Origin of the sequence: Nocardia sp. XZ_19_231, assembly GCF_015355705.1 — a bacterium.
Classification (GTDB): domain Bacteria; phylum Actinomycetota; class Actinomycetes; order Mycobacteriales; family Mycobacteriaceae; genus Nocardia; species Nocardia salmonicida.
Window position 1 is genome coordinate 289,182 of record NZ_JACUZI010000003.1, and the last position, 18,123, is coordinate 307,304.

16 protein-coding genes are annotated in these 18,123 nt (G+C 68.7%); 8 read left to right on the forward strand and 8 right to left on the reverse strand.

What is annotated here, in order from left to right; translation table 11 throughout:
- Positions 1–15 precede the first annotated feature (15 nt).
- Complete coding sequence (locus tag IBJ82_RS14570) at positions 16–294, reverse strand: hypothetical protein (protein WP_194827241.1); 279 nt, start codon at positions 292–294, stop codon at positions 16–18.
- 256 nt (positions 295–550) lie between these two features.
- On the opposite strand from IBJ82_RS14570, the gene IBJ82_RS14575 reads away from it, so the two are divergent.
- Complete coding sequence (locus IBJ82_RS14575; protein ID WP_194826463.1) at positions 551–1,177, forward strand: hypothetical protein; 627 nt, start codon at positions 551–553, stop codon at positions 1,175–1,177.
- Positions 1,178–1,226: 49 nt separating this feature from the next.
- On the opposite strand, the gene IBJ82_RS14580 is transcribed toward IBJ82_RS14575, so the two are convergent.
- Together IBJ82_RS14580 and IBJ82_RS14585 are read right to left on the reverse strand one after the other, a co-directional pair.
- Complete coding sequence (locus IBJ82_RS14580) at positions 1,227–2,354, reverse strand: acyl-CoA dehydrogenase family protein (protein ID WP_194826464.1); 1,128 nt, start codon at positions 2,352–2,354, stop codon at positions 1,227–1,229.
- Between the two features lie 9 nt (positions 2,355–2,363).
- Positions 2,364–3,536, reverse strand: coding sequence for an acyl-CoA dehydrogenase family protein (locus tag IBJ82_RS14585; protein ID WP_194826465.1), 1,173 nt, complete (start codon positions 3,534–3,536; stop codon positions 2,364–2,366).
- Between the two features lie 197 nt (positions 3,537–3,733).
- Here IBJ82_RS14585 and IBJ82_RS14590 point away from each other — a divergent pair, with 197 nt between their 5' ends.
- Positions 3,734–4,564 (forward strand): hypothetical protein, encoded by an 831-nt coding sequence (locus tag IBJ82_RS14590; RefSeq protein ID WP_194826466.1) that lies wholly within the window; start codon positions 3,734–3,736, stop codon positions 4,562–4,564.
- Positions 4,565–4,579: 15 nt separating this feature from the next.
- Here IBJ82_RS14590 and IBJ82_RS14595 read toward each other — a convergent pair whose 3' ends face one another.
- Positions 4,580–5,494 (reverse strand): SMP-30/gluconolactonase/LRE family protein, encoded by a 915-nt coding sequence (locus tag IBJ82_RS14595; protein WP_194826467.1) that lies wholly within the window; start codon positions 5,492–5,494, stop codon positions 4,580–4,582.
- A gap of 160 nt (positions 5,495–5,654) precedes the next feature.
- Here IBJ82_RS14595 and IBJ82_RS14600 point away from each other — a divergent pair, with 160 nt between their 5' ends.
- The 4 genes from IBJ82_RS14600 to IBJ82_RS14615 are packed head-to-tail and all read left to right on the forward strand — an operon-like array spanning position 5,655 to position 8,678.
- The gene (locus tag IBJ82_RS14600; RefSeq protein ID WP_194826468.1) at positions 5,655–6,260 is read left to right on the forward strand and encodes an alpha/beta fold hydrolase; all 606 of its coding nucleotides are present in this window, start codon (positions 5,655–5,657) and stop codon (positions 6,258–6,260) included.
- An 18-nt stretch (positions 6,261–6,278) separates the two neighbouring features.
- A complete protein-coding gene (locus IBJ82_RS14605) occupies positions 6,279–6,677 on the forward strand; it encodes a hypothetical protein (RefSeq protein ID WP_370585307.1) in 399 nt (132 codons plus the stop codon).
- On the forward strand, positions 6,670–7,977 hold the full coding sequence (locus IBJ82_RS14610) for a WXG100 family type VII secretion target (protein ID WP_194826469.1): 1,308 nt from the start codon (positions 6,670–6,672) through the stop codon (positions 7,975–7,977). The genes IBJ82_RS14605 and IBJ82_RS14610 overlap by 8 nt, the downstream gene beginning before the upstream one ends.
- Complete coding sequence (locus IBJ82_RS14615) at positions 7,974–8,678, forward strand: ESX secretion-associated protein EspG (protein WP_194826470.1); 705 nt, start codon at positions 7,974–7,976, stop codon at positions 8,676–8,678. Before IBJ82_RS14610 ends, IBJ82_RS14615 begins: the two co-directional genes overlap by 4 nt.
- Before the next feature lie 394 nt (positions 8,679–9,072).
- Here the strand turns inward: IBJ82_RS14615 and IBJ82_RS34685 are convergent, their stop codons facing one another.
- A complete protein-coding gene (locus tag IBJ82_RS34685; protein ID WP_370585308.1) occupies positions 9,073–12,801 on the reverse strand; it encodes an AAA domain-containing protein in 3,729 nt (1,242 codons plus the stop codon).
- A 133-nt stretch (positions 12,802–12,934) separates the two neighbouring features.
- Positions 12,935–14,737: a DEAD/DEAH box helicase gene (locus tag IBJ82_RS14625; protein WP_194826471.1), complete on the reverse strand. Its 1,803-nt coding sequence runs from the start codon at positions 14,735–14,737 to the stop codon at positions 12,935–12,937.
- Between the two features lie 62 nt (positions 14,738–14,799).
- On the opposite strand from IBJ82_RS14625, the gene IBJ82_RS14630 reads away from it, so the two are divergent.
- Both IBJ82_RS14630 and IBJ82_RS14635 read left to right on the forward strand, forming a co-directional pair.
- A complete protein-coding gene (locus IBJ82_RS14630) occupies positions 14,800–15,657 on the forward strand; it encodes a carbon-nitrogen hydrolase family protein (RefSeq protein WP_194826472.1) in 858 nt (285 codons plus the stop codon).
- 11 nt (positions 15,658–15,668) lie between these two features.
- The gene (locus tag IBJ82_RS14635; RefSeq protein ID WP_194826473.1) at positions 15,669–16,289 is read left to right on the forward strand and encodes a phosphoribosyltransferase; all 621 of its coding nucleotides are present in this window, start codon (positions 15,669–15,671) and stop codon (positions 16,287–16,289) included.
- 15 nt (positions 16,290–16,304) lie between these two features.
- Here IBJ82_RS14635 and IBJ82_RS14640 read toward each other — a convergent pair whose 3' ends face one another.
- Positions 16,305–17,483 carry an amino acid deaminase/aldolase gene (locus tag IBJ82_RS14640; RefSeq protein WP_194826474.1) on the reverse strand — a complete coding sequence of 393 codons (1,179 nt, stop codon included), beginning with the start codon at positions 17,481–17,483 and terminating at the stop codon, positions 16,305–16,307.
- Positions 17,484–17,528: 45 nt separating this feature from the next.
- Positions 17,529–18,098, reverse strand: coding sequence for a TetR family transcriptional regulator (locus IBJ82_RS14645; protein WP_228537135.1), 570 nt, complete (start codon positions 18,096–18,098; stop codon positions 17,529–17,531).
- Positions 18,099–18,123 lie beyond the last annotated feature (25 nt).

Here is an 18,123-nt window from a genome sequence, read left to right on the forward strand (position 1 = left end):
GAATTATGAGGTGTCTCAGGTTGTTTCGCGCGCATCCCGATCGGTGCGCAGCTTCAATAGGATGAGTCCAGCCGTGCAGGCCAGGATCAGCCCGGCGACGGTGATCTCCACGTTCAGGCCCGCGATACCGAGGCCGGCACCGACGAGACCGCCGACGAAGAACAACCAGCCCATGATCCGCGCGACAACCGCGAAGTTGCGGTTACCGGGCGGTGTCGCCGACAGATGTCCGACGGTGGCCGAATCAGCGTTCGCCGCCGCGGTTTCCAGCCGGGGTGTCGAGAGTGCTCCCATGAGATTCTCCTCGATGACGCCGATCAGATACTTGCGTCGCGCAGACTTCGCGCGTCAGGGGTTTCGGTCCGGGCGTCTCATGCGTAACTTTGCTCACACACGCTACGACCCGGCGACGTCGAATGTGCGCGACACGTCCCCGCGACACGCCGAATTCATCAATCCGATATCTGGACCACTTGCGTTTAAAATGCGCTCTTCGGCCCGACCTGCACTACTGTGAGGCGATCTCGAAGCCGACGAGGAGTAACAGGCGATGGATAACAGCAGGGCCAAGTTCGTAGGTCCGGCAGTCGCTGTTGGCGCGGTGTCGCTCGGACTGATCATCATCGGTGCGTGCGGTGTCGGACAACAGGATGTCTACGTGCCCGCGCCGCCGTTGAGCGCGGATCTGGCCGCCGCGCCCGCGCGGGTGTCTGACGAGCCGACCTCGACGACGGTGCACATCTCGATCCCACCGTCACCCAGCTGGCGGATCGCGCCGTACATGTCGCCGCGTAAACCGTTCAGCCTCAGCTCCACCGAGACCTCACCGTCGGAGACTCCGACCGAGGGCGGACCCGGTCCCGAGTCCCGCCCGGAAGAGGCGACTACCGAATCCCGACCGGCCGAGGCGACTACCCGCCCGCCGGAGACCACCGAGGACGAGCCGACGACGACCCGGCCGCAGATCCCCACCCGGCCGAACCCGACCCGCACCGTCACCCCGCCCCGCGTCGGCGATGACGAAGCGGCCGAGGACTATCCGCCGACCCACGCCTTCGACCACGCGACCCCGACCCCTGTCGTCCCGGCCGACACCGGCGCCACTCCGACCCCGGCAACGACCACCGAGGCGTCGACGACCACCGAGACCCCGGCCCCCACTACCGCCGAGAGCTGACATGACAATGGTGCGCACCCGATTCGGGCACGCACCATCGTCGAAAGAACTACAGCTCGACCAGGTCGTAGTCGCCGATCCGATCGGCCAGCTCCCGGCGATGTTCCAGTGCCCCACCGAGCGTCTGCCCGATCGCGGTCAACCGGGCGACGTAGTGGCTCACCGGATACTCGGCGGTGACGCCGATGCCACCGTGCATCTGGATCGCCTCCTGGCCGATGTGCTCGGCGGACTTGCCCACCTGCAAACGCGCCCGTGACGCGACCGCCGGATCGTTGCCGCCGTCGGCCAGCGCGGCCGTGGCGTACAGGCTCATGCTGCGGGCCAGTTCCAGCGAGACGTAGCAGTCCGCCGCCCGCTGGGTGAGCACCTGGAACTTCGACAGCGTGACCCCGAACTGCTTGCGGGTCTTGAGGTATTCGGTGGTCAGCGTGAGCGCGACCTCCATCGCCCCGACCGATTCCGCGCACAGCGCCGCCTGCGCGTAACCCAGGGCCAGCGCGATCTGTTCGGCCGCGTCGACGTTGCCACCGAGCAGCTCGCCCTTCGCCTCGGCGAGGTCGAACTGCGCGGCGCGACGGCCGTCGAAGGTGCGGTACGAACGTCGCTGCACACCATCCTGATTCGGGTCGACCAGGAACAGTCCGGTCCCGCCGTCCGGCAGTACCGCGCTGACGATCAACTCGTCGGCGACGTCTCCGCGCAGCACCGGGTTCTTGACACCGGTCAGCGCGTACCCGTCGCCCTCGGCCACCGCGGCGGTGGTGAGTTCGGTCGACGGCCACCGGATACCTGGCTCGGTATGGGCGAAGGCGAGCAGGGTGGTTCCCTCGGCCAGCGCGGGCAACAGGCGTTGGCGCTGCTCGGCGCTGCCTGCCAGCCGCAGCAGTTCGGCCGGGATCACCACCGCGTCGAGCACCGGCTCCGGAGCCAGCGCGCGACCGAGTTCCTCCTGCACCAGCATCGCCTCGACCGGGCCCGCGCCGACGCCACCGTCTTCTTCGGGAATGGTCAGCCCGAGCACACCGAGGTCGGCGAGCTGCTTCCAGACCGTGCGGTTCCAGCCCGGGTCGGTATCGCCGCTCTTGGTGAGTGCCTCGCTGTCGTAGAACCGGTGCAGCAGTTCGCGCACGGTGTCACGCAGCATCGTCTGTTCTTCGGTCAGTGCGAGTTCCATGTCAGCGCCTCACAATCCGAGGATCGTGGAGGAAATGATCGAGCGTTGGACCTCGCTCGAGCCTCCGTAGATGGTCACCTTGCGGTAGTTCAGGTAGCCGGGGCCGGTGTGCTGGGCCCACGCGGGCGAGGCGATGTCGTCGGCGTCGACCGGCAGCGCGTCGGCACCGGCGATGTCGAGGAGCAGTTCGGTGGCGGCCTGCTGCAACTCCGTGCCCTTGAGCTTCAGCACCGAGGACGCCGGATTCGGCTTGCCCTCCACCGAGTTGGAGACCACCCGCAGCTGGGTCAGTTCCAGGGCGAGCAGTTCGTTCTCCAGCTCGGCCACCCGCGCCGCGAACACCGGGTCGTCGAGCAGCGTGCCGCGCCCGGTCCTGGTCGCACGGGCATAGTCCTTCGCGAGGCCGAGCTTGACCTTGGTCTTGCCGACGCCGGTGATGGAGGTGCGTTCGTTGCCGAGCAGGTACTTGGCGTAGGTCCAGCCCTGGTTCTCCTCGCCGACGAGCTGATCGGCGGGCACCCGGACGTTCTCGAAGAACACCTCGTTGACCTCGTAGCTACCGTCGATCAGCTTGATCGGGCGCATCGTGACACCGGGCGACTTCACATCGAAGAGCAGGAAGGAGATACCCGCCTGCTTCTTCGGCGCGTTCGGATCGGTGCGCACGAGACAGAAGATCCAGTCGGCGAACTGGCCGAGCGTGGTCCAGATCTTCTGGCCGTTCACGATGTAGGAGTCGCCGTCGCGCACCGCGGTGGTGCGCAGCGAGGCGAGGTCCGAGCCCGCGTCGGGCTCGGAAAAGCCCTGGCACCACCAGATGTCGAGCGCGGCGGTGGGCGGCAGGAAGCGCTGTTTGAGTTCCTCGGAACCGAACTGCGCGATCACCGGGCCGACCATCGAGGCGTTGAACGTGAGCGGTTCCGGCACCGAGGCCAGCTGCATCTCGTCGAGCCAGATGTGGCGCTGCATCGGCGTCCAGTCCTTGCCGCCCCAGGCCACCGGCCAGTTCGGTACGCACAACCCGTTGTCGTTGAGGATCTTGTTCGCGGTGACGATGTCTTCGCGGGACAGATCTTCGCCGTGCTTCACCCGGTCACGGATGTCGGCCGGGATCTCGGTCGTATAGAACTGCCGGAGCTCGTCGCGGAAGGCGACCTCTTCAGGGGACAGGGCTAACTTCATACGGGTCTCCCAGTCACTCGTAGCCGTCGAAGAGAAACTTACCCTTCGGTAATCCTCGGTGTCGACTACATCACACGCGATGACGCTCCCACCGGCGCTCACCAGACCCTCGGCGGCTCGGCGACCCCCGCGACGACCTGGTACGTTGCCAGACGAACCGGACTATCCGGCGACGAGCATCCACCGAGGAGTCACGGGTGAACGGCAGATCCATCGCAGGTAGAGCAGCGGCGGTCACCGCGGCGAGCATCGGCGCACTGGCACTGCTTGCCCCGAGCGCGGCCGCGACGCCCACCGAGGACGCGATCAGCCACCTCACCCACCTCGCGGGCGAGGACGCCACGACGAAGGCCGGTGTCGGCGCCATCGCCAGCTTCACCCGCATCGTCGGCGACGACGCCCTGCGGGAGATCTCGACGCAGTTCACCCCCTTCACCTACGCGGCTCCCACCTTCGGCTGCGGCAGCAACGGTCCGATCACCACGATCATCGCCGCGGCGTCGTTCGAAGGACCCGGTCCGCGCACCGAGACGAGCCTGGCACCGGGCGATATCCGCTTCAGCGCGAGTCCGCGCCACACGGGTGTTCCGCTGGCATCGGGCCTGAGCGTCGCCTGGGTCAACGTCAACACCGGTCAGAGCGGCATCGTCGGCCTCGACGACCAGACCGAGTTCAACCTGCCGTCGCTGTCGAAGACGGTGCGCAGCGGAGCGGGCACCGTGGTGGCGTCCATGTGGGGAACCATCGACTACGCGGGCGCTCGCTGCGTGATGACCCCGACCGTCGGCACCTTCGTCGTGCCCGATCTGCCGGTAGCGGTCCCCGAGGCCCCCGCGGCGGCTCCCGCCCCTGAACCTCAGGCCGTCAGCCCTGGCTCGGGCGAATCCTCTTCGGGCGCCCCCACATCGAAGGCCCCTGCCGCCCAGACACCCGCGCCGGCTCCGGCACCGGCTCCGGCCGAAACGCCACAGCCTGCCCCGGCGCCCGCTCCCCCGGCCCCGCCTGCGGCGGCCAACGTCGGCGGCTGAGCCGACCGGGTCGAATCAGCCGATCGGACGGATCCGCAGGACTGTGCCTTCTTCGGAACCGGCGAGCAGCGCGGACGGGTCAGCGGGGTCGGCGACGACCGCGGTCAGCGGTTGGGTGGAGACAACGGTGCAGGCGGTGCCGGTGCTCGGGTTCACCCGGACGAGGTGACCGGCCAGCGTCGTGACATAGAGGACGCCGTCGCGCGCGACCAGGTCGTCGACGAAATCGGGCAGCGTGCCGAACGAAGTCAGATCGGCGACGGTGCTCGCCTCGCCCGGGTTGCTCCGTGAGAGTCGCAGCACCCGACCGACCGGGCCCGTGCTACCGACGAAGTTCGCGGTGACATAGACCGAGTCACCCGACACCGCAACGCCATTGGGACCGTCGATACTGACGGCCGACCACCAGTCCATGTCCTCGCTGCCGTCACGGTTCAAACGGTGCAGGCCGTTGCCGGTGGTCACGTAGAGGTTGCCGTCAGCGTCGAACGCGGCGCCGTTCGGCTGCGGGAACCCGATCGCGAACGCGACGGGGTTCGGACGCGCGGCCGCCGGGTCGAAGCGGACGATGCCGCCCGAACCGGCCAGCGGCGAATTGCCGGTGACCACGTACAGCAGTCCGTCGGGACCGAGTCGGACCGCGCCGGGCGACGGCACGGCTACGGTGGCGGTCAGTCGCCCGTCGCGGTCGTAGCGCTGCACCTCACCGCGCATGACCCGCGAAACCCACAGGTCACCCTGGGCGTCGATGCCGAAGTTCTCCGACCAGTCGAGCAGCGGCACGCTCGACTGGATCGCGACGTCCTGGCGAGCCAGTCCGCACGACGACTGCGGCGCGGCGCCCGCGACGGCGCCGGTACCGAGAGAGGCGCTGGTCACGACAGCCGCGCCGACCACCACACGGACGACGCAACGGCGGAACGACAACATCTGCAACCCTCGACTCTGTTGACCCAGTTCGACGCGCGAAGTCTAACGGCTGCGAGCCCACCTTGGGCAGCCCCCGTCACAGGCCGTTCCGATCACCGATTTTCGCCTCCGGTCCTGTCCCCCAGAACAATTGAGTGGGCGCAGCGGCGATAATCGACAGGTGCCCTATTTCGACAGCGAGCGTGGACGGCTGCACTGCCGGTGTTGGTCCATCGACCAGCCCGCGGCGAGGCTGGCGCTGTTGCCGGGCACCGGTCAGCACAGCGGGCACTACCACCGCTTCGCCGCGGCCTTGCGTCCCGCCGGGATCGAGCTGTGGACGCTGGACACCTCGGGGCAGGGACTGAGCGAAGGCGATCCCGACGCGCCGGGCACCATCGACGAGCTGACCGCCGACGCGCGGGAGTTTCTCGCACTCGTTCGCGCCGATCATCCGGACGCACCGGTGTTGATGGGTCACTCCCTCGGCGCGATGACCGCGCTGAACCTCGCGCGCGAAAGCCCCTCTGAGCTGGCCGGACTCGTCCTGTGCGGCACCCCGCGCCGGGTCGCCGACATCGCCCCGGATCCCGGCCTCGCGCTTCTGGCGGTACACGGGGTGGACGATCGGCGCGCGCCCGTCGATGTAATCCGGCTATGGACAGCACGGCACCGATCGGTAGATTTGCGCGAGTACGCCGACGCCGGACATGACCTGTTGCACGAACCGGTGCAGCACCGCGTGGCGGCCGATATCGCGGAGTGGGTACTCACCGCGGTGCGATGAACGACGAAGGGGGAACCGGTGCAACCGAACCGAACGGGGCTGCCGAATACGGCGGCTCTCGGCCAAGCCGTCGACGAGGGTGGGCTGTGGATCGACGGGGTGCTCGTCGCCGACGGCGCGCCCGAACGGTGCGCTCTGCGCTACGAACGACTGGCCGAAGAAGTCGAAGCCCAGGTGCTGGTTCTCAGCCGGGCCGCGGTCATTCCTGGTTTCGGCGGACTCGCCTCGGGTGGCGCCTTGCGCACCGGCTTCGAGACCAAGACGACCGAGGCGCTCGACGAACTGCGCGCCTACGCGAGCGCCGCACGCGAGCTGGCCGGCGTGTTCCGCGCCGCCGGGGCGAGCTTTCACGAGGCCGATCAGGCGCTGGCGGGCGCGGTGACCGCGATCGAAATTCCCGGTGGTGGCGATGCGTAGCATCTCGGGCCGCACCGACGTGGACTACGTGTCGGTCGTCGAAGTCTTCGACAACCTTTCTCATGACGAAATACACAGTGCGGTAAGACAACTCGACCCGGCAGCGCTGGCGGGCGCCGCCGAGACCTTCCTCACCGCTGCCACCGGTCTCGGTGACGGCGTGGAGATCGCGCACGGTGAGATCCGGGCCGCCATCGCCGACGGCTGGCGCGGTACCGCGGCCCAGCAGGCCTCGGACGCGGTGCGCGACTTCGAGCAGACGGGTCGGCGCATCGCCGATGTGTTGACGGCGGTCGGTGTCCGACTCAGCCAGGCCGGTGACGCGGCCGAGTCGATTCGCACCGCCATCGCGGAACCCGCCGGGGCACAGCCCGATCCGGCTGCCGCGCTCCTCGACTCCGAGCAGGCCGCGAACAACGCCACGATCACCCGCGAGGCCGAGAACGCCCGACTCGACGCGGTGCAGGCGATGGAGACGATCTACGCCGGAGCGTTCCTGCCGACCGGGTCGGGAGTGCCCGCGTTCACCGGAATCACCACGGACACAGGAACTACCGCTGCCGGTGTCGCACCGTCGGGTGCCGTGCCGTCGGCCGGAATTCCGCAGGCCACTACGTCCGGTGTCATCACGTCGACGACCGCCCCGGCAACCATCGCCGCCACGGTGCCCGCCGGATCCTCGCCGGTTGTCAGCAGCGCGGGCACGACATCGACGAGCAACACCGTGCTCTCGACCAACGGCAGTGCTACAGCACCGGCAGGGTCGACACCTGGGACGACACCGGCGACCCCCGCCGCCACGACACCGGCCGCTGTCGCCGGTCCGGGTCGACCGGTGACCGATTCCGCTAGAACAGCGAGCACTGCCCCGGCATCGATCACGCCGGCAACATCGTCGGCTTTCCCCGGCAAGGTGTCAGCAGGCGGCCGACCCCGCCCCGCGGCAGACACCGCTACCGCCTCGGCCACCGGTCAGGTGGCCGACGCCTCGGCCGGGAGCGCGAGCGATGGGCGGCAGGAACCCACGGTGACCGGCGGTGAGGCCGCGGCAGGCATGGGCGCGGGCGCCGTCGGCGGCATAATGGGTGGGGCGATCGCCGCCGCCGATCAGTCGCGGCCGTCCGGTGGGCTGCGGCCTGCCCAGCCGGTGGACGAGCCGGAGGACGAGGACGACGAGTTCCTGCGGTTCCTCGAGGAGGAGCCGACCTATCTCGAGCCCGCCGACGAAGTGAACGCGCTGATCGGAAAGCTGGACCCGACCAGTCCCGCCGTGCTCGGTGAGTGGACCGAACGGGAGTGAACTGGCACTTCACCCCGGACCAGTTCGCGCTGACCTGGGCACGCACGGACGGCGACCGGATCCCCTATCCGCTGGCCGTGCGTGCTTCGGCGCGCGACACCGTCGAGCGCGCCGCCCAGCAACCCGCGCTCGAAGCCTGGTGCGCCCGCACCCTCGACGCCGACCTCGCGGCAGCCCTGCGCGTGCTGGCGAAACCGGAGATCCGCGTCGAGGTCTGTGGCAACGCCCCCGCGCCGGTGCGGATGCTCGGCGCGGTCACCGCGGACGTCGCGGTGCTGGCGGTGCAGGACCCCGGCACCGCGCCCGACCGCGGCGGCTCGGTGCACGTCCAGGTAGGCAGCACGAAACGCCTTGCCGCCCAGGTATTTTCCCGAATCCCAGCCCAACTCCCCGGCCTCGTCCCCCGCATCACAGCCCCGGCGACTCGCGTCGAAGAAGACAGCCGCGACCTGGTAACCGCCCCCGTGGCAGGCCCCTCCGACGCCGCCCGCATCCGCCGACTCCTCCAGCGCCCCCGCAGCGGCATCGGCCAGATCCTCGTCGCCGCAGGCACCGATCCCAAACCCACAGGCGTGCTGTCCTGGATCGACCTCACCGGCGACGGCCGCTACCTGGTCCACGCCAGCCGCCACATCGACATCACCCCCGCCACACCGGACACCGCCGTCGAATGGCTACGCCGCCTACTCCGAAGCGTCTGACCCTCGTCCGCCCACCCACCCGGCTTGGTAAACCCCGATGCGCCTGCCCCACCCACCTGACCCGGCAAACCCGATGCGCCTGCCCCCACCCACCTGACCCGGTGAACCCCGATGTGTCTCTACCCAAAGGGGCCCGCCCCGATCTGGACTGACCGAAGGGTGCGACGAAGGAGTACCCGTAGGGAGGGAAGATCGGGGCCTCAGGGGCCCCGCTCGAGCGCGCCAGCGCTCCAAAAACACAGCCCGTCAAACCACCCGGGCCCGGTAAACACCGGTCACCCCGCACCCGATAAACACCGGGCACCCGGACCCGGACCCGGTAAACACCCCGCACCCCGCACCGGCACCCGGCACCCCACACCCCGCACCCGGCAAACACCGGATACCCCGCCCACTACCCGAGCCGAAGAAACCCAGCCAGATCCGCAAGTTCCTCAGCAGTATCCGGCAAATACTCGGTAAGCAACGGCGACCGAATGACAACAGCCATCCACATAGCCCGACACAACGTCGCATGAATAACAGTGCGCGACAACAGCGGCCGCATCCCGAAAGGCGCATCAGCAGGAGTCGACGTAGTCATCGACAGCAAAACCACGGCAGCCTCCCGCCCCCGGAACCGATCCGGCGTACCCACCAGCACATCTTCGATCTTGGCCCGAGCCAACAGAGTACGAATCCGCGCCACCTGCGCCGCATAGGGCGCCACCACGAAGATGTCGTGCGGGTGGAGCTTGCGAGTCCCCCCGTCGGAGGTCCAAGTCTCACCGAGCAGAATCCGAACCCGACGCACCACTTCGCGCGCCTCCGCATCGGATTCGGTAGCGCTGCCACGATGCTCGACGAGCACCGTGCTCACGCCGGGCGCGATCCCCACCAGATCCCTCGTCAGCGTGACAGCCTCATCCGCGCGCAGTCGCCCGTCGTAGCAACTCGCCGACACGGGCTCGCAGACCGCCGGATGCATCCGCCAGGTGCGATCGAGAAAGTAGCCACGCTCGACAGGCAGCGTCGCCGCACCTTCACACAGCCACTCCAAGGCCGAGACCTGCACGGGCTCCGGATGCTTCGCCTGCGACCTGGCCGGAACCGGATCGCCGATCAACAGCAGATTGCGCGCGCTCACCGCGACCGCGACCGTGTCGGCCAGCGAACATTCCCCGGCGTCGGCGATCACCAGCAGGTCGAGTGCTCCGGGCGCGATCAGCCGGTCGTCGACGAAATCCGCCGTGGTGCCGCCGATCACGCAACCGTTGACGGCGTTGTCGAGGAACCGCGGATACCGCGTGGCATCGATCGCCGACCATTCCAGGCCGACCGAGGCGACGTCCTTCTTCGCCACGAGCTCGGGTAACAGACCTGCCTCGACGACCGCGTCGAAGATCCGCTCGATCACCGCGTGCGACTGCGCCACCACCCCGATCCGCCACTTGTGGCGGGTGACGAGCCGCTCGAGCGCCCGCCCGGTGATCCCGGTCTTGCCGGTGCCGGGCGGGCCGTGCACGGCCAGGTACGAGGCGTCCAGCGCACCGACCGCGTGGGCGAGGACCGCGCCGAGGTCGTCGTGGGGCTGCGGTAACGCCATCCCGTCGCGCAGCCGGGGCGCGCGGCGCAGCAGCAGATCGTAGACCGCGTTCTCCGGTACACACGGCAGGCTCATCAGCAGGTCCTGGGCGGTGGACTCCAGCGCGGCCTCGATCTCGGCCTCACCGTCGGGCGGGCCGGGGGCGATGGCGGCGGGGAGGTCGTCGTAGGGCGGGCAGCCTGCCGGGAGCAGTTCTTCCAGCCGGACGGTGTCGTCGAAATTCGGGTCGACGGCGCACCCGAGCACGGTGGCGGTGGCGGTGGCGCGGCGGCCGAGCGTTTGGGTCATGCCCGCCGCGGCGGCGCCGTCGTAGATGGTGACCATCTGGGTGCCAGGGGTGAGTGTGGCGCCCGTGCCGAGCCTGCCGGTGAGCGTGAGGTAGCGGCGCATCGTCGGAAGCTGTGGCGTGCGATGCCATTTGGTGTCGACGGTGCCCCATTCGACGACGAGCACGCCCGGCGCGTCGGCCCAATCGCCGACCGGATGACCGAGCCGATCGATATGGGCCCACCAGCGGGGCTGCCGTTCACGCCGGTGATAGCCGAGTACCGCGGCCGTCAAAGAGGCGGCGCGAGCCGAATCTCCTTGCGCGTCGGCGGCGAACTCACTGAGCGCGGCCTCCAGCGAACTCGGGTGCAGCGAGGGCGGCACATCGGATTCCGTGACGGCGAATCGAGTGCCGGGCACCGCGATTCCCGCTTCGGAGGCGCGATCGAGCAGCCAGTCGCGGATACCGAGCACCGTCGCCGCGCGACCGGGCGTATTCGGCAGCAATGCCGCCAGTCCCGCCGCGTCGTAGGACTGTTCACCGATCAACAGCGCGGTGCGCACGATCGGCGCCAGGTCGACCAGCGCTCGATCGGCCAACAGCTCGTCCAGGAGATCGGCGCCGGTTCCGAGCTGACCCGCCCAATCGAGCAACGCCGTCCGGATATCCGAACCGTAGTGGTACACACGCACATTCGGATCCGCCGCCCGATGCTCCGCGATGATCTCGAGCAACTCCTCCAGCACACCCCCGTCCTGCGTCGACGGGCCGTTCGGTTGGCCGAGACCGAGGGGGCTGCGCGGTGGCGTATCGACACCGGTCGGACGTGGATCGGCGGCAGACCCGTCTACCTGGTCGTCGCCGAGGACTATGCGCCCGAACGAGACGGTGTCGGCCTCCGACGGATCGGCGCTGGGATAGCCTGCCGCGTTCGCGGGTTCGACGCCGCCCGGGCCGAAGACCACAGCGTTCGTGTCCGTCGGACCGACAGGCGGGCCGGGGCGGTAGGTGACGCTGTTCGGCTGTTCCACACCGGCGACGACCGGCCGGAAGACGATGGTGGCAGCATCGGCGAGTTCGAGGCCGGTGATCGTGCCTTGTCCGTCCAGGTCGATGACAAGGGCGAGGTCGCCGGGGCGTGGGGCAGGCAGGGCGCCGAGCGCGGTGGCGTCGCGCAAGGTGAAGGCGGGGTGGCCGGTGCGCTCGCGGACGAGTTGGATGTCGGCTTGTTTGCGCAGGGCCGCCAGCGTGCGGGGGGCGAGGCCGGGGACCGGGGTGTTGGTGGTGGCGAGGCGGTCGATCGTGAGCACACCCGCCTCGCGCAGCCTGGCCCGCTGGGTGGGTCGGATTCCCGCGACCAACAACAGGTCTCGCGCGTTCGCCGCGGCGGCACGGCAACTGGGGCACTGCCCGCACGCCAGATAACGCGGGTCGCCCCACTGGACGGGCAGCAATTCCGCGAGCTTGTCCTCGATGATCTGCTCCACCCGAGCCCGGCGCGCCGAATACACCGGCGCCAGTTGATCGATCACCTCACGCCGCACACCATCGGCGGTCCAGAGATAGGCCGACGGATCGACACCCACCCCGGCGTCGACGAGCGCCTGCGCACAGGCCGCTGATTCGAGGCGAGCACCCAGCAATTCGCGAGCCGGATCGACCTTGACCGCCTGCACCGATGCCGCGATCCGCTCGAAAGGTGTCCGACCCGCGGCCAATTCGCGGCGCAGCACCCGACTGTCAGCGGGCACCGCCGTCGAGGAGACGAAACTGCTGAATTCCTCGTCCGCCGAATCTTCGGGCAACCCTGCCACCGGCGGCGTTCCGGTATCACTACGACGCAGCACCCCCGGCACGCCGACCGAATCCTCGCCGAGAGCACTGTGCACGGTGTATCTCGCGTCAGCGGGGTCACGGACCAGAAGGTCTGCACCGCAGGCGAATCGGCCGTCGAAGAACACCGCGCCGTAGATCGCCTCGGCGCCGGAACTCAGTGCTCGCGCGGTGCGCTCCGCCGCGGCTGTCAGCGCCGCGATCCGGGCCGCCGCGTCTCCGCCGACCACCTCGGGCGACGGGATCCAAACGAGCCTGTCACCGAAGTGCGCGAGCAGCTCGACGGACGGTTCGTCCGTGCGCACCAGTGGGGCGGTCGTGTCGGGAACCCCGGGCAGATTGCCGAGAGCGGCGTCGATCCCGCGCAACACCGCGAACTCACAGTTCGCCGCGCGTGCGAGATCGCCGACGGCACCGACCACCCGATCACCGGACACGAACAAGCGCGGCCCTCCTGTGTTCACGCACACCCGACGCCCAACACCTTAACCAGCGTTGCGAGAGACCAGGGCGCGACCCGTGGGCAGGACGAATGCGCCTGATCTCGGCCCTGGTGCACGCGAGCGGGACTCAGGTGCGCGGCTTGCGCCGTTCGGTACGCGGGCGAGCCTCGCGGTCGCGGCGCGGGCCACGAGCGTTGAGCCGTTGCGCCGGTGCGCCCTGGTCGGGCGTCAGCTGGATCAGCACGCCGCTGATCCTGGTGCGCCGCAAGGCTTCCAGCGTTTCGTTGGGCAGGTTGGCAGGCAGCTCGACGAGGCTGTAATCGGGCCGGATGCTGATGTGACCGAAGTCGCTGCGACGCAGGCCACCCTCGTTGGCGATGGCGCCGACGATCGCGCCGGGCACCACACGATGGCGCTTGCCGACGCTGATCCGGTAGGTGGCGAGTTCTTCGCCATTCTCCCGGTTGAACGACGGCGGACGCGGGGCGCGGTCCTCGTCGTCGTAGCGGCGCGGTGCGCGCTCACGGTCGCGCTCGAAATCACGCTCGCGACGCGGGGCGGGCTCCGGCTCGGGCGACATGAAGAAGTTGTCGCCGTCGTAGCCGCCGACGGCCAGTGCCGCGGCGATATCGGCGAGCGGGGTGTTGTGCTCGGCCTCGTAGTCCTCGATCAGCTTGCGGAACAGCGCGATGTTGTCCGAAGCCAGGTTCTCGGTGATCGAGTCACCGAACTTGGAGGCGCGCGTCGCGTTCACGTCGTCGACGCTCGGCAACTGCATCTCGGTGAGCGCGCTCCTGGTGGCCCGCTCGATCGACTTGAGCAGATGACGCTCACGCGGGGCCACGAACAGCAGCGCCTCGCCCGAACGGCCGGCGCGACCGGTGCGACCGATGCGGTGCACGTAGGACTCGGTGTCGTGCGGGATGTCGTAGTTGACGACGTGGGAGATGCGGTCGACGTCCAGACCACGCGCGGCGACATCGGTGGCGACCAGGATATCGATCCCGCCCGACTTCAGCTGCCCGATGGTGCGTTCACGCTGATTCTGCGCGATGTCACCGTTGATCGCGGCGGCGGAGAAACCACGCGAGCGCAGCTTCTCGGCCAGCTCTTCGGTGGCCTGCTTGGTGCGCACGAAGATGATCATCGCCTCGAAGGTCTCGACCTCGAGTACGCGAGTCAGGGCATCGAGCTTGCGCTGATGCGACACCTGCACATAACGCTGGGTGATGTTGGAGCTGGTCTGAGTCGTGGACTTGACCGTGATCTCGACCGGATCGTTGAGGTACTGCTTGGAGATCTTGCGGATCACGCCCGGCATGGTGGCCGAGAACAGCGCGACCTGCTTGTCCTTGGGGGTGTCACGCAGGATGCGCTCGACGTCTTCCTGGAAGCCCATCTTGAGCATCTCGTCGGCCTCGTCGAGCACCAGGTAGCGCAGCTCCGAAAGGTCGAGCGTGCCCTTCTCCAGGTGATCGATCACGCGGCCGGGCGTACCGACGACGACGTGCGCGCCGCGCCGCAGACCCGACAGCTGTACGCCGTAGCTCTGCCCGCCGTAGATCGGCAGCACGTGCAGACCCGGAATGTGCGAGGAGTACTTACCGAAGGCCTCAGCGACCTGGATCGCGAGCTCACGAGTCGGCGCGAGCACCAGGGCGCTCGGCTTCTTCTGCGCGGTGTCCAGATTCATCAGGATCGGGATCGCGAATGCCGCGGTTTTGCCGGTGCCCGTCTGGGCGAGGCCGACGACATCGGCGCCGGAGAGGAGCGGGGGAATCGTCGCCGCCTGAATCGGGGACGGCGACTCGTAGCCCACATCGGCGATGGCCGCGAGTACGCGGTCATCGATGCCGAGATCGGCGAAAGTCGGGCCGGTGTCGTGCCTGTCGTTGTCGGCAGGAACGCTGTCGACCTCATTTGTGTTCATTGACCACGAGTTTACTGCCTGGAGGTAGCTGCCCCAACCACCAGGTGAATACGGTGAGACCTATGCAACTGCAGAACGGGTCAACACATCAGGAAGCCGAGCCGGTGACGGTGCCGATTGCCGTGGTCCAATTCGCGCCCGAAACCGACCCCGACGCCAATTTGACGACCCTGCGCGAACACGTGCGGACGGCGGCCGACGCGGGTGCTCGCGTGGTGGTGGCGCCCGAATACTCGATGTTTGCCGTGACTCGCTTGGACGAGCGTGTCGTCGCGATCGCGCAGCCGCTCGACGGTCCTTTCACCACCGGACTCGCTGCGCTCGCAGCCGAATTCGGAGTGTTCCTGGTGGCCGGTGTGGTGGAGTTGCCCGCGCCGGGAGCCACCCGGATCAGCAATACGCTCGTCGCGCACGGTCCGGACGGCGCGCGGGTGGCGGTGTATCGGAAGGTGCATTTGTACGACGCGTTCGGGCATCTGGAATCGGACGTGGTGGCCGCCGGGCCGATCGTCGCACCTGCCACATTCGCTGTCGACGGTGTGATATTCGGCATGCAGACCTGTTTCGATCTGCGTTTTCCGGAGGGATGTCGGCGTGTCGCGGCGGCGGGCGCACACGTATTGCTGCTCCCCGCGCAGTGGATACCGGGACCTGCCAAGGTCGACCAGTGGACGACGCTGCTGCGGGCGCGCGCCATCGAGAACACGGTGTACGTGGCGGCGGCCGATCAGTGCGCGCCACGCGGCGCGGGCGCGTCGATGATCGTGGATCCGGCGGGGACGGTGCTCGCCGAACTCGGCGACGAACCCGGCGTCCTCACCGCGACGGTGGAACCGGCGCACCTGGCCAGGGTGCGCGCCGCCAATCCCAGCCTGTCGCTGCGTCGTTTCACCATTTCCGAGGGTTCGGCACCGGAGTAGCGTTCGAAGCGATGGTGTACCCGGATCGCACGGCGGCGGGCCGCGCCCTCGGCACGGCTCTCGAACACCTGCGGGCCACCCGCCCGCTGGTGCTCGGGTTGCCACGCGGGGGCGTTCCGGTGGCGGCCGCGGTGAGTACTGCGATCGGCGGGGAACTCGACGTGCTGCTGGTGCGCAAGCTCGGCCTGCCGTGGCAGCCGGAGCTGGCGATGGGGGCGCTCGGGGAGAGCGGGCTCCTGGTTCTCAATCGTGACGTCATCGATCGCAGCGGGGTGAGCGCCGAGTCGTTCGACGAGGTGGAGCAGGCCGAGCGGGCCGAACTCCGCCGCCGGAAGGCGATCCTGCGCGTCGGCGACCCTGTTCCCCTGGCACGGCGCACGGTGGTGATCGTCGACGACGGGATGGCGACCGGGGCGACGGTGGTGGCCGCGTGCCGAGTGGCGCGCGCGCAGCGGCCCGATCGACTGGTGGTGGCCATGCCGGTGTCCTCACCCGAGGCGGCGCGACGGGTCGAGCGTGAATGCGACGAACTCGTCTGCCTGTGGATGCCGACCGACCTCGGCGGCGTCGGCTTGGCCTACGACGACTTCCATCAACTCGAGGACGACGAGGTCACCGCCCTGCTGCGCTGAGCGCAAACGTCGGTCTCAGCCGAAGCACTGACCTTCGCCGCGGTAGGTGGGAACTGTGGTGCGTGCGCCGGATTCGTCGACCATATGAATCTCGGTGAAGCGTTCACACAGCTCGCCCGCCTTGGCGTGGCGGAACCAGACGCGGTCACCGATCTCGAGTTCGGCGCCACCGGCCAGGGGTGTCTGGACCTCGCCCGCGCCTTCGGAGCCGAGAAGTTTCAGCCCGGCGGGCCAGACCGGAGCGGGCACTCGGCTCGGGCCCGCGGGGCCGGACGCGATGTAGCCGCCCGCGAAGACCGTCGCGATGCTCGGGGTGGGTTTGCGCAGGACCGGGGTGGCGAAGAACAGCGCGGGGCGCGGGGTGAACGAGCGGTAGTGATCGAACAGGGTCGGCACGTAGAGGCCGGAACCAGCGGTCACCTCGGTGACATCGGGATCGGTGATCGAGACTTCGATCGAACCGGTGCCGCCGCTGTTGACGATCTCCAGCGGGCCGGTGACCGCGCGTACCGCGTCGAGCACTCGGGTGCGTCTGCGCCCGATTTCGATGGCGGACAAGCGTTTCACCACGCGCACCGCCGGATTGCTGTCAGGCAGACCGGCGATCTGCGACTCGTAGGTCATCACGCCGACCACATCGAACCCGCGCCGCAGCGCTTCGGCGGCCAACTCGCCGGCTTGCTCGGGACTGCGCACCGGCGAGCGCCGGGCGCCCAGATGCAGCGGGCCGATCCGCAAGGCGGCGTCGACATCGAGACAGACGCGAGGGTGGACGAGGTCGGTACCCAGCGCGGCGCGGGTGAGTTCGAGCTGGGCGACATCGTCGATCATCAGCGTGATCGCCGCGAGCAGGTTGGGGGCGGCGGCGAGTTCGGCCAGGGCGGCACGGTCGAGAACCGGGTAACCGAGCAGGACGTCGCGGGCGCCGAGCCTGGCCAGCCAGATGGCCTCGCGCAGCGAGTACGCCATGATCCCGGCGAAGCCGCCGCGGGCGGTGAGTTCGTCGCCGAGCACGCGCTCGAGCACAGCGCGGCAGCGGACCGACTTACTTGCCACCCGAATCGCGGTGCCGTTGGCCCGCCGGACCAGGTCGGCGGCATTGCGATCGAGCGCGGTCAGGTCGACGGCGGCCAGCGGCGGGTCGAGCTCCGCGGTCGCCGCGTGCAGATGGTGCAGCGATGTCGTCTGGGTCACTCGACTACTGAACCACCTATTTGGTCAGTCGTCCAGCATTGCCGCTCAGCTTTCGACGGCCTTCAGGGTCAGGCAGCCGACGAGGTCGTCGATCACCACGAGGATGGTCTCGTCGTTCCCGTCGGCGAGCCAGCGCAGGACCGCGCCGTGGAACACCGAGACGAGATAACCCGCGACCGAATCGACCGGCTCGAGCCACTGCGTGCCGGACAGGCGCGCACACATCCCCAGGAAGTCGGCGGCCTCGTCGTCCATCTCGCGGAACATCGCGACGGCGGTCGGATCGCCGACGGTGTCGCCCGCGGGCGCCCATCGCAGACGCAGGGTCTGCAACGCGGCTTCGTAGGCGGCTATTCGCCGGGTGGGAGCGGCCTTCACCAGCGGCCAATAGGTGCTGAGCCCGGCATGTAAGTACACCCGCAGCGCCCGAACACCGGTGGCATCCGAACTGGCGGCGGCTTGTTCGACGGCATCGCATACGGCTGGCCGAAGCGAAATTTCAGTTAGTTCACGACTGGCGCTCAACGACGACTCCTCGGCAACAAATATCGCTGCCCGCGGCGATGCGAGCTTGGTGGTCACCGAGCTCGATCTTAGAAGATTTTCAGGATTCATGAACTGGTTCAGCCATCCTTTTCAG

Excerpts from the sequence above, each read along its gene's own strand:
- IBJ82_RS14595 (WP_194826467.1), bottom strand. The coding sequence starts at position 5,494 with ATGTTGTCGTTCCGCCGTTGCGTCGTCCGTGTGGTGGTCGGCGCGGCT.
- IBJ82_RS14580 (WP_194826464.1), bottom strand. The coding sequence starts at position 2,354 with ATGGAACTCGCACTGACCGAAGAACAGACGATGCTGCGTGACACCGTG.
- IBJ82_RS14610 (WP_194826469.1), top strand. The coding sequence starts at position 6,670 with ATGCGTAGCATCTCGGGCCGCACCGACGTGGACTACGTGTCGGTCGTC.
- IBJ82_RS14570 (WP_194827241.1), bottom strand. The coding sequence starts at position 294 with ATGGGAGCACTCTCGACACCCCGGCTGGAAACCGCGGCGGCGAACGCT.
- IBJ82_RS14635 (WP_194826473.1), top strand. The coding sequence starts at position 15,669 with ATGGTGTACCCGGATCGCACGGCGGCGGGCCGCGCCCTCGGCACGGCT.
- IBJ82_RS14625 (WP_194826471.1), bottom strand. The coding sequence starts at position 14,737 with ATGAACACAAATGAGGTCGACAGCGTTCCTGCCGACAACGACAGGCAC.
- IBJ82_RS14585 (WP_194826465.1), bottom strand. The coding sequence starts at position 3,536 with ATGAAGTTAGCCCTGTCCCCTGAAGAGGTCGCCTTCCGCGACGAGCTC.
- IBJ82_RS14575 (WP_194826463.1), top strand. The coding sequence starts at position 551 with ATGGATAACAGCAGGGCCAAGTTCGTAGGTCCGGCAGTCGCTGTTGGC.
- IBJ82_RS14645 (WP_228537135.1), bottom strand. The coding sequence starts at position 18,098 with ATGAATCCTGAAAATCTTCTAAGATCGAGCTCGGTGACCACCAAGCTC.
- IBJ82_RS14630 (WP_194826472.1), top strand. The coding sequence starts at position 14,800 with ATGCAACTGCAGAACGGGTCAACACATCAGGAAGCCGAGCCGGTGACG.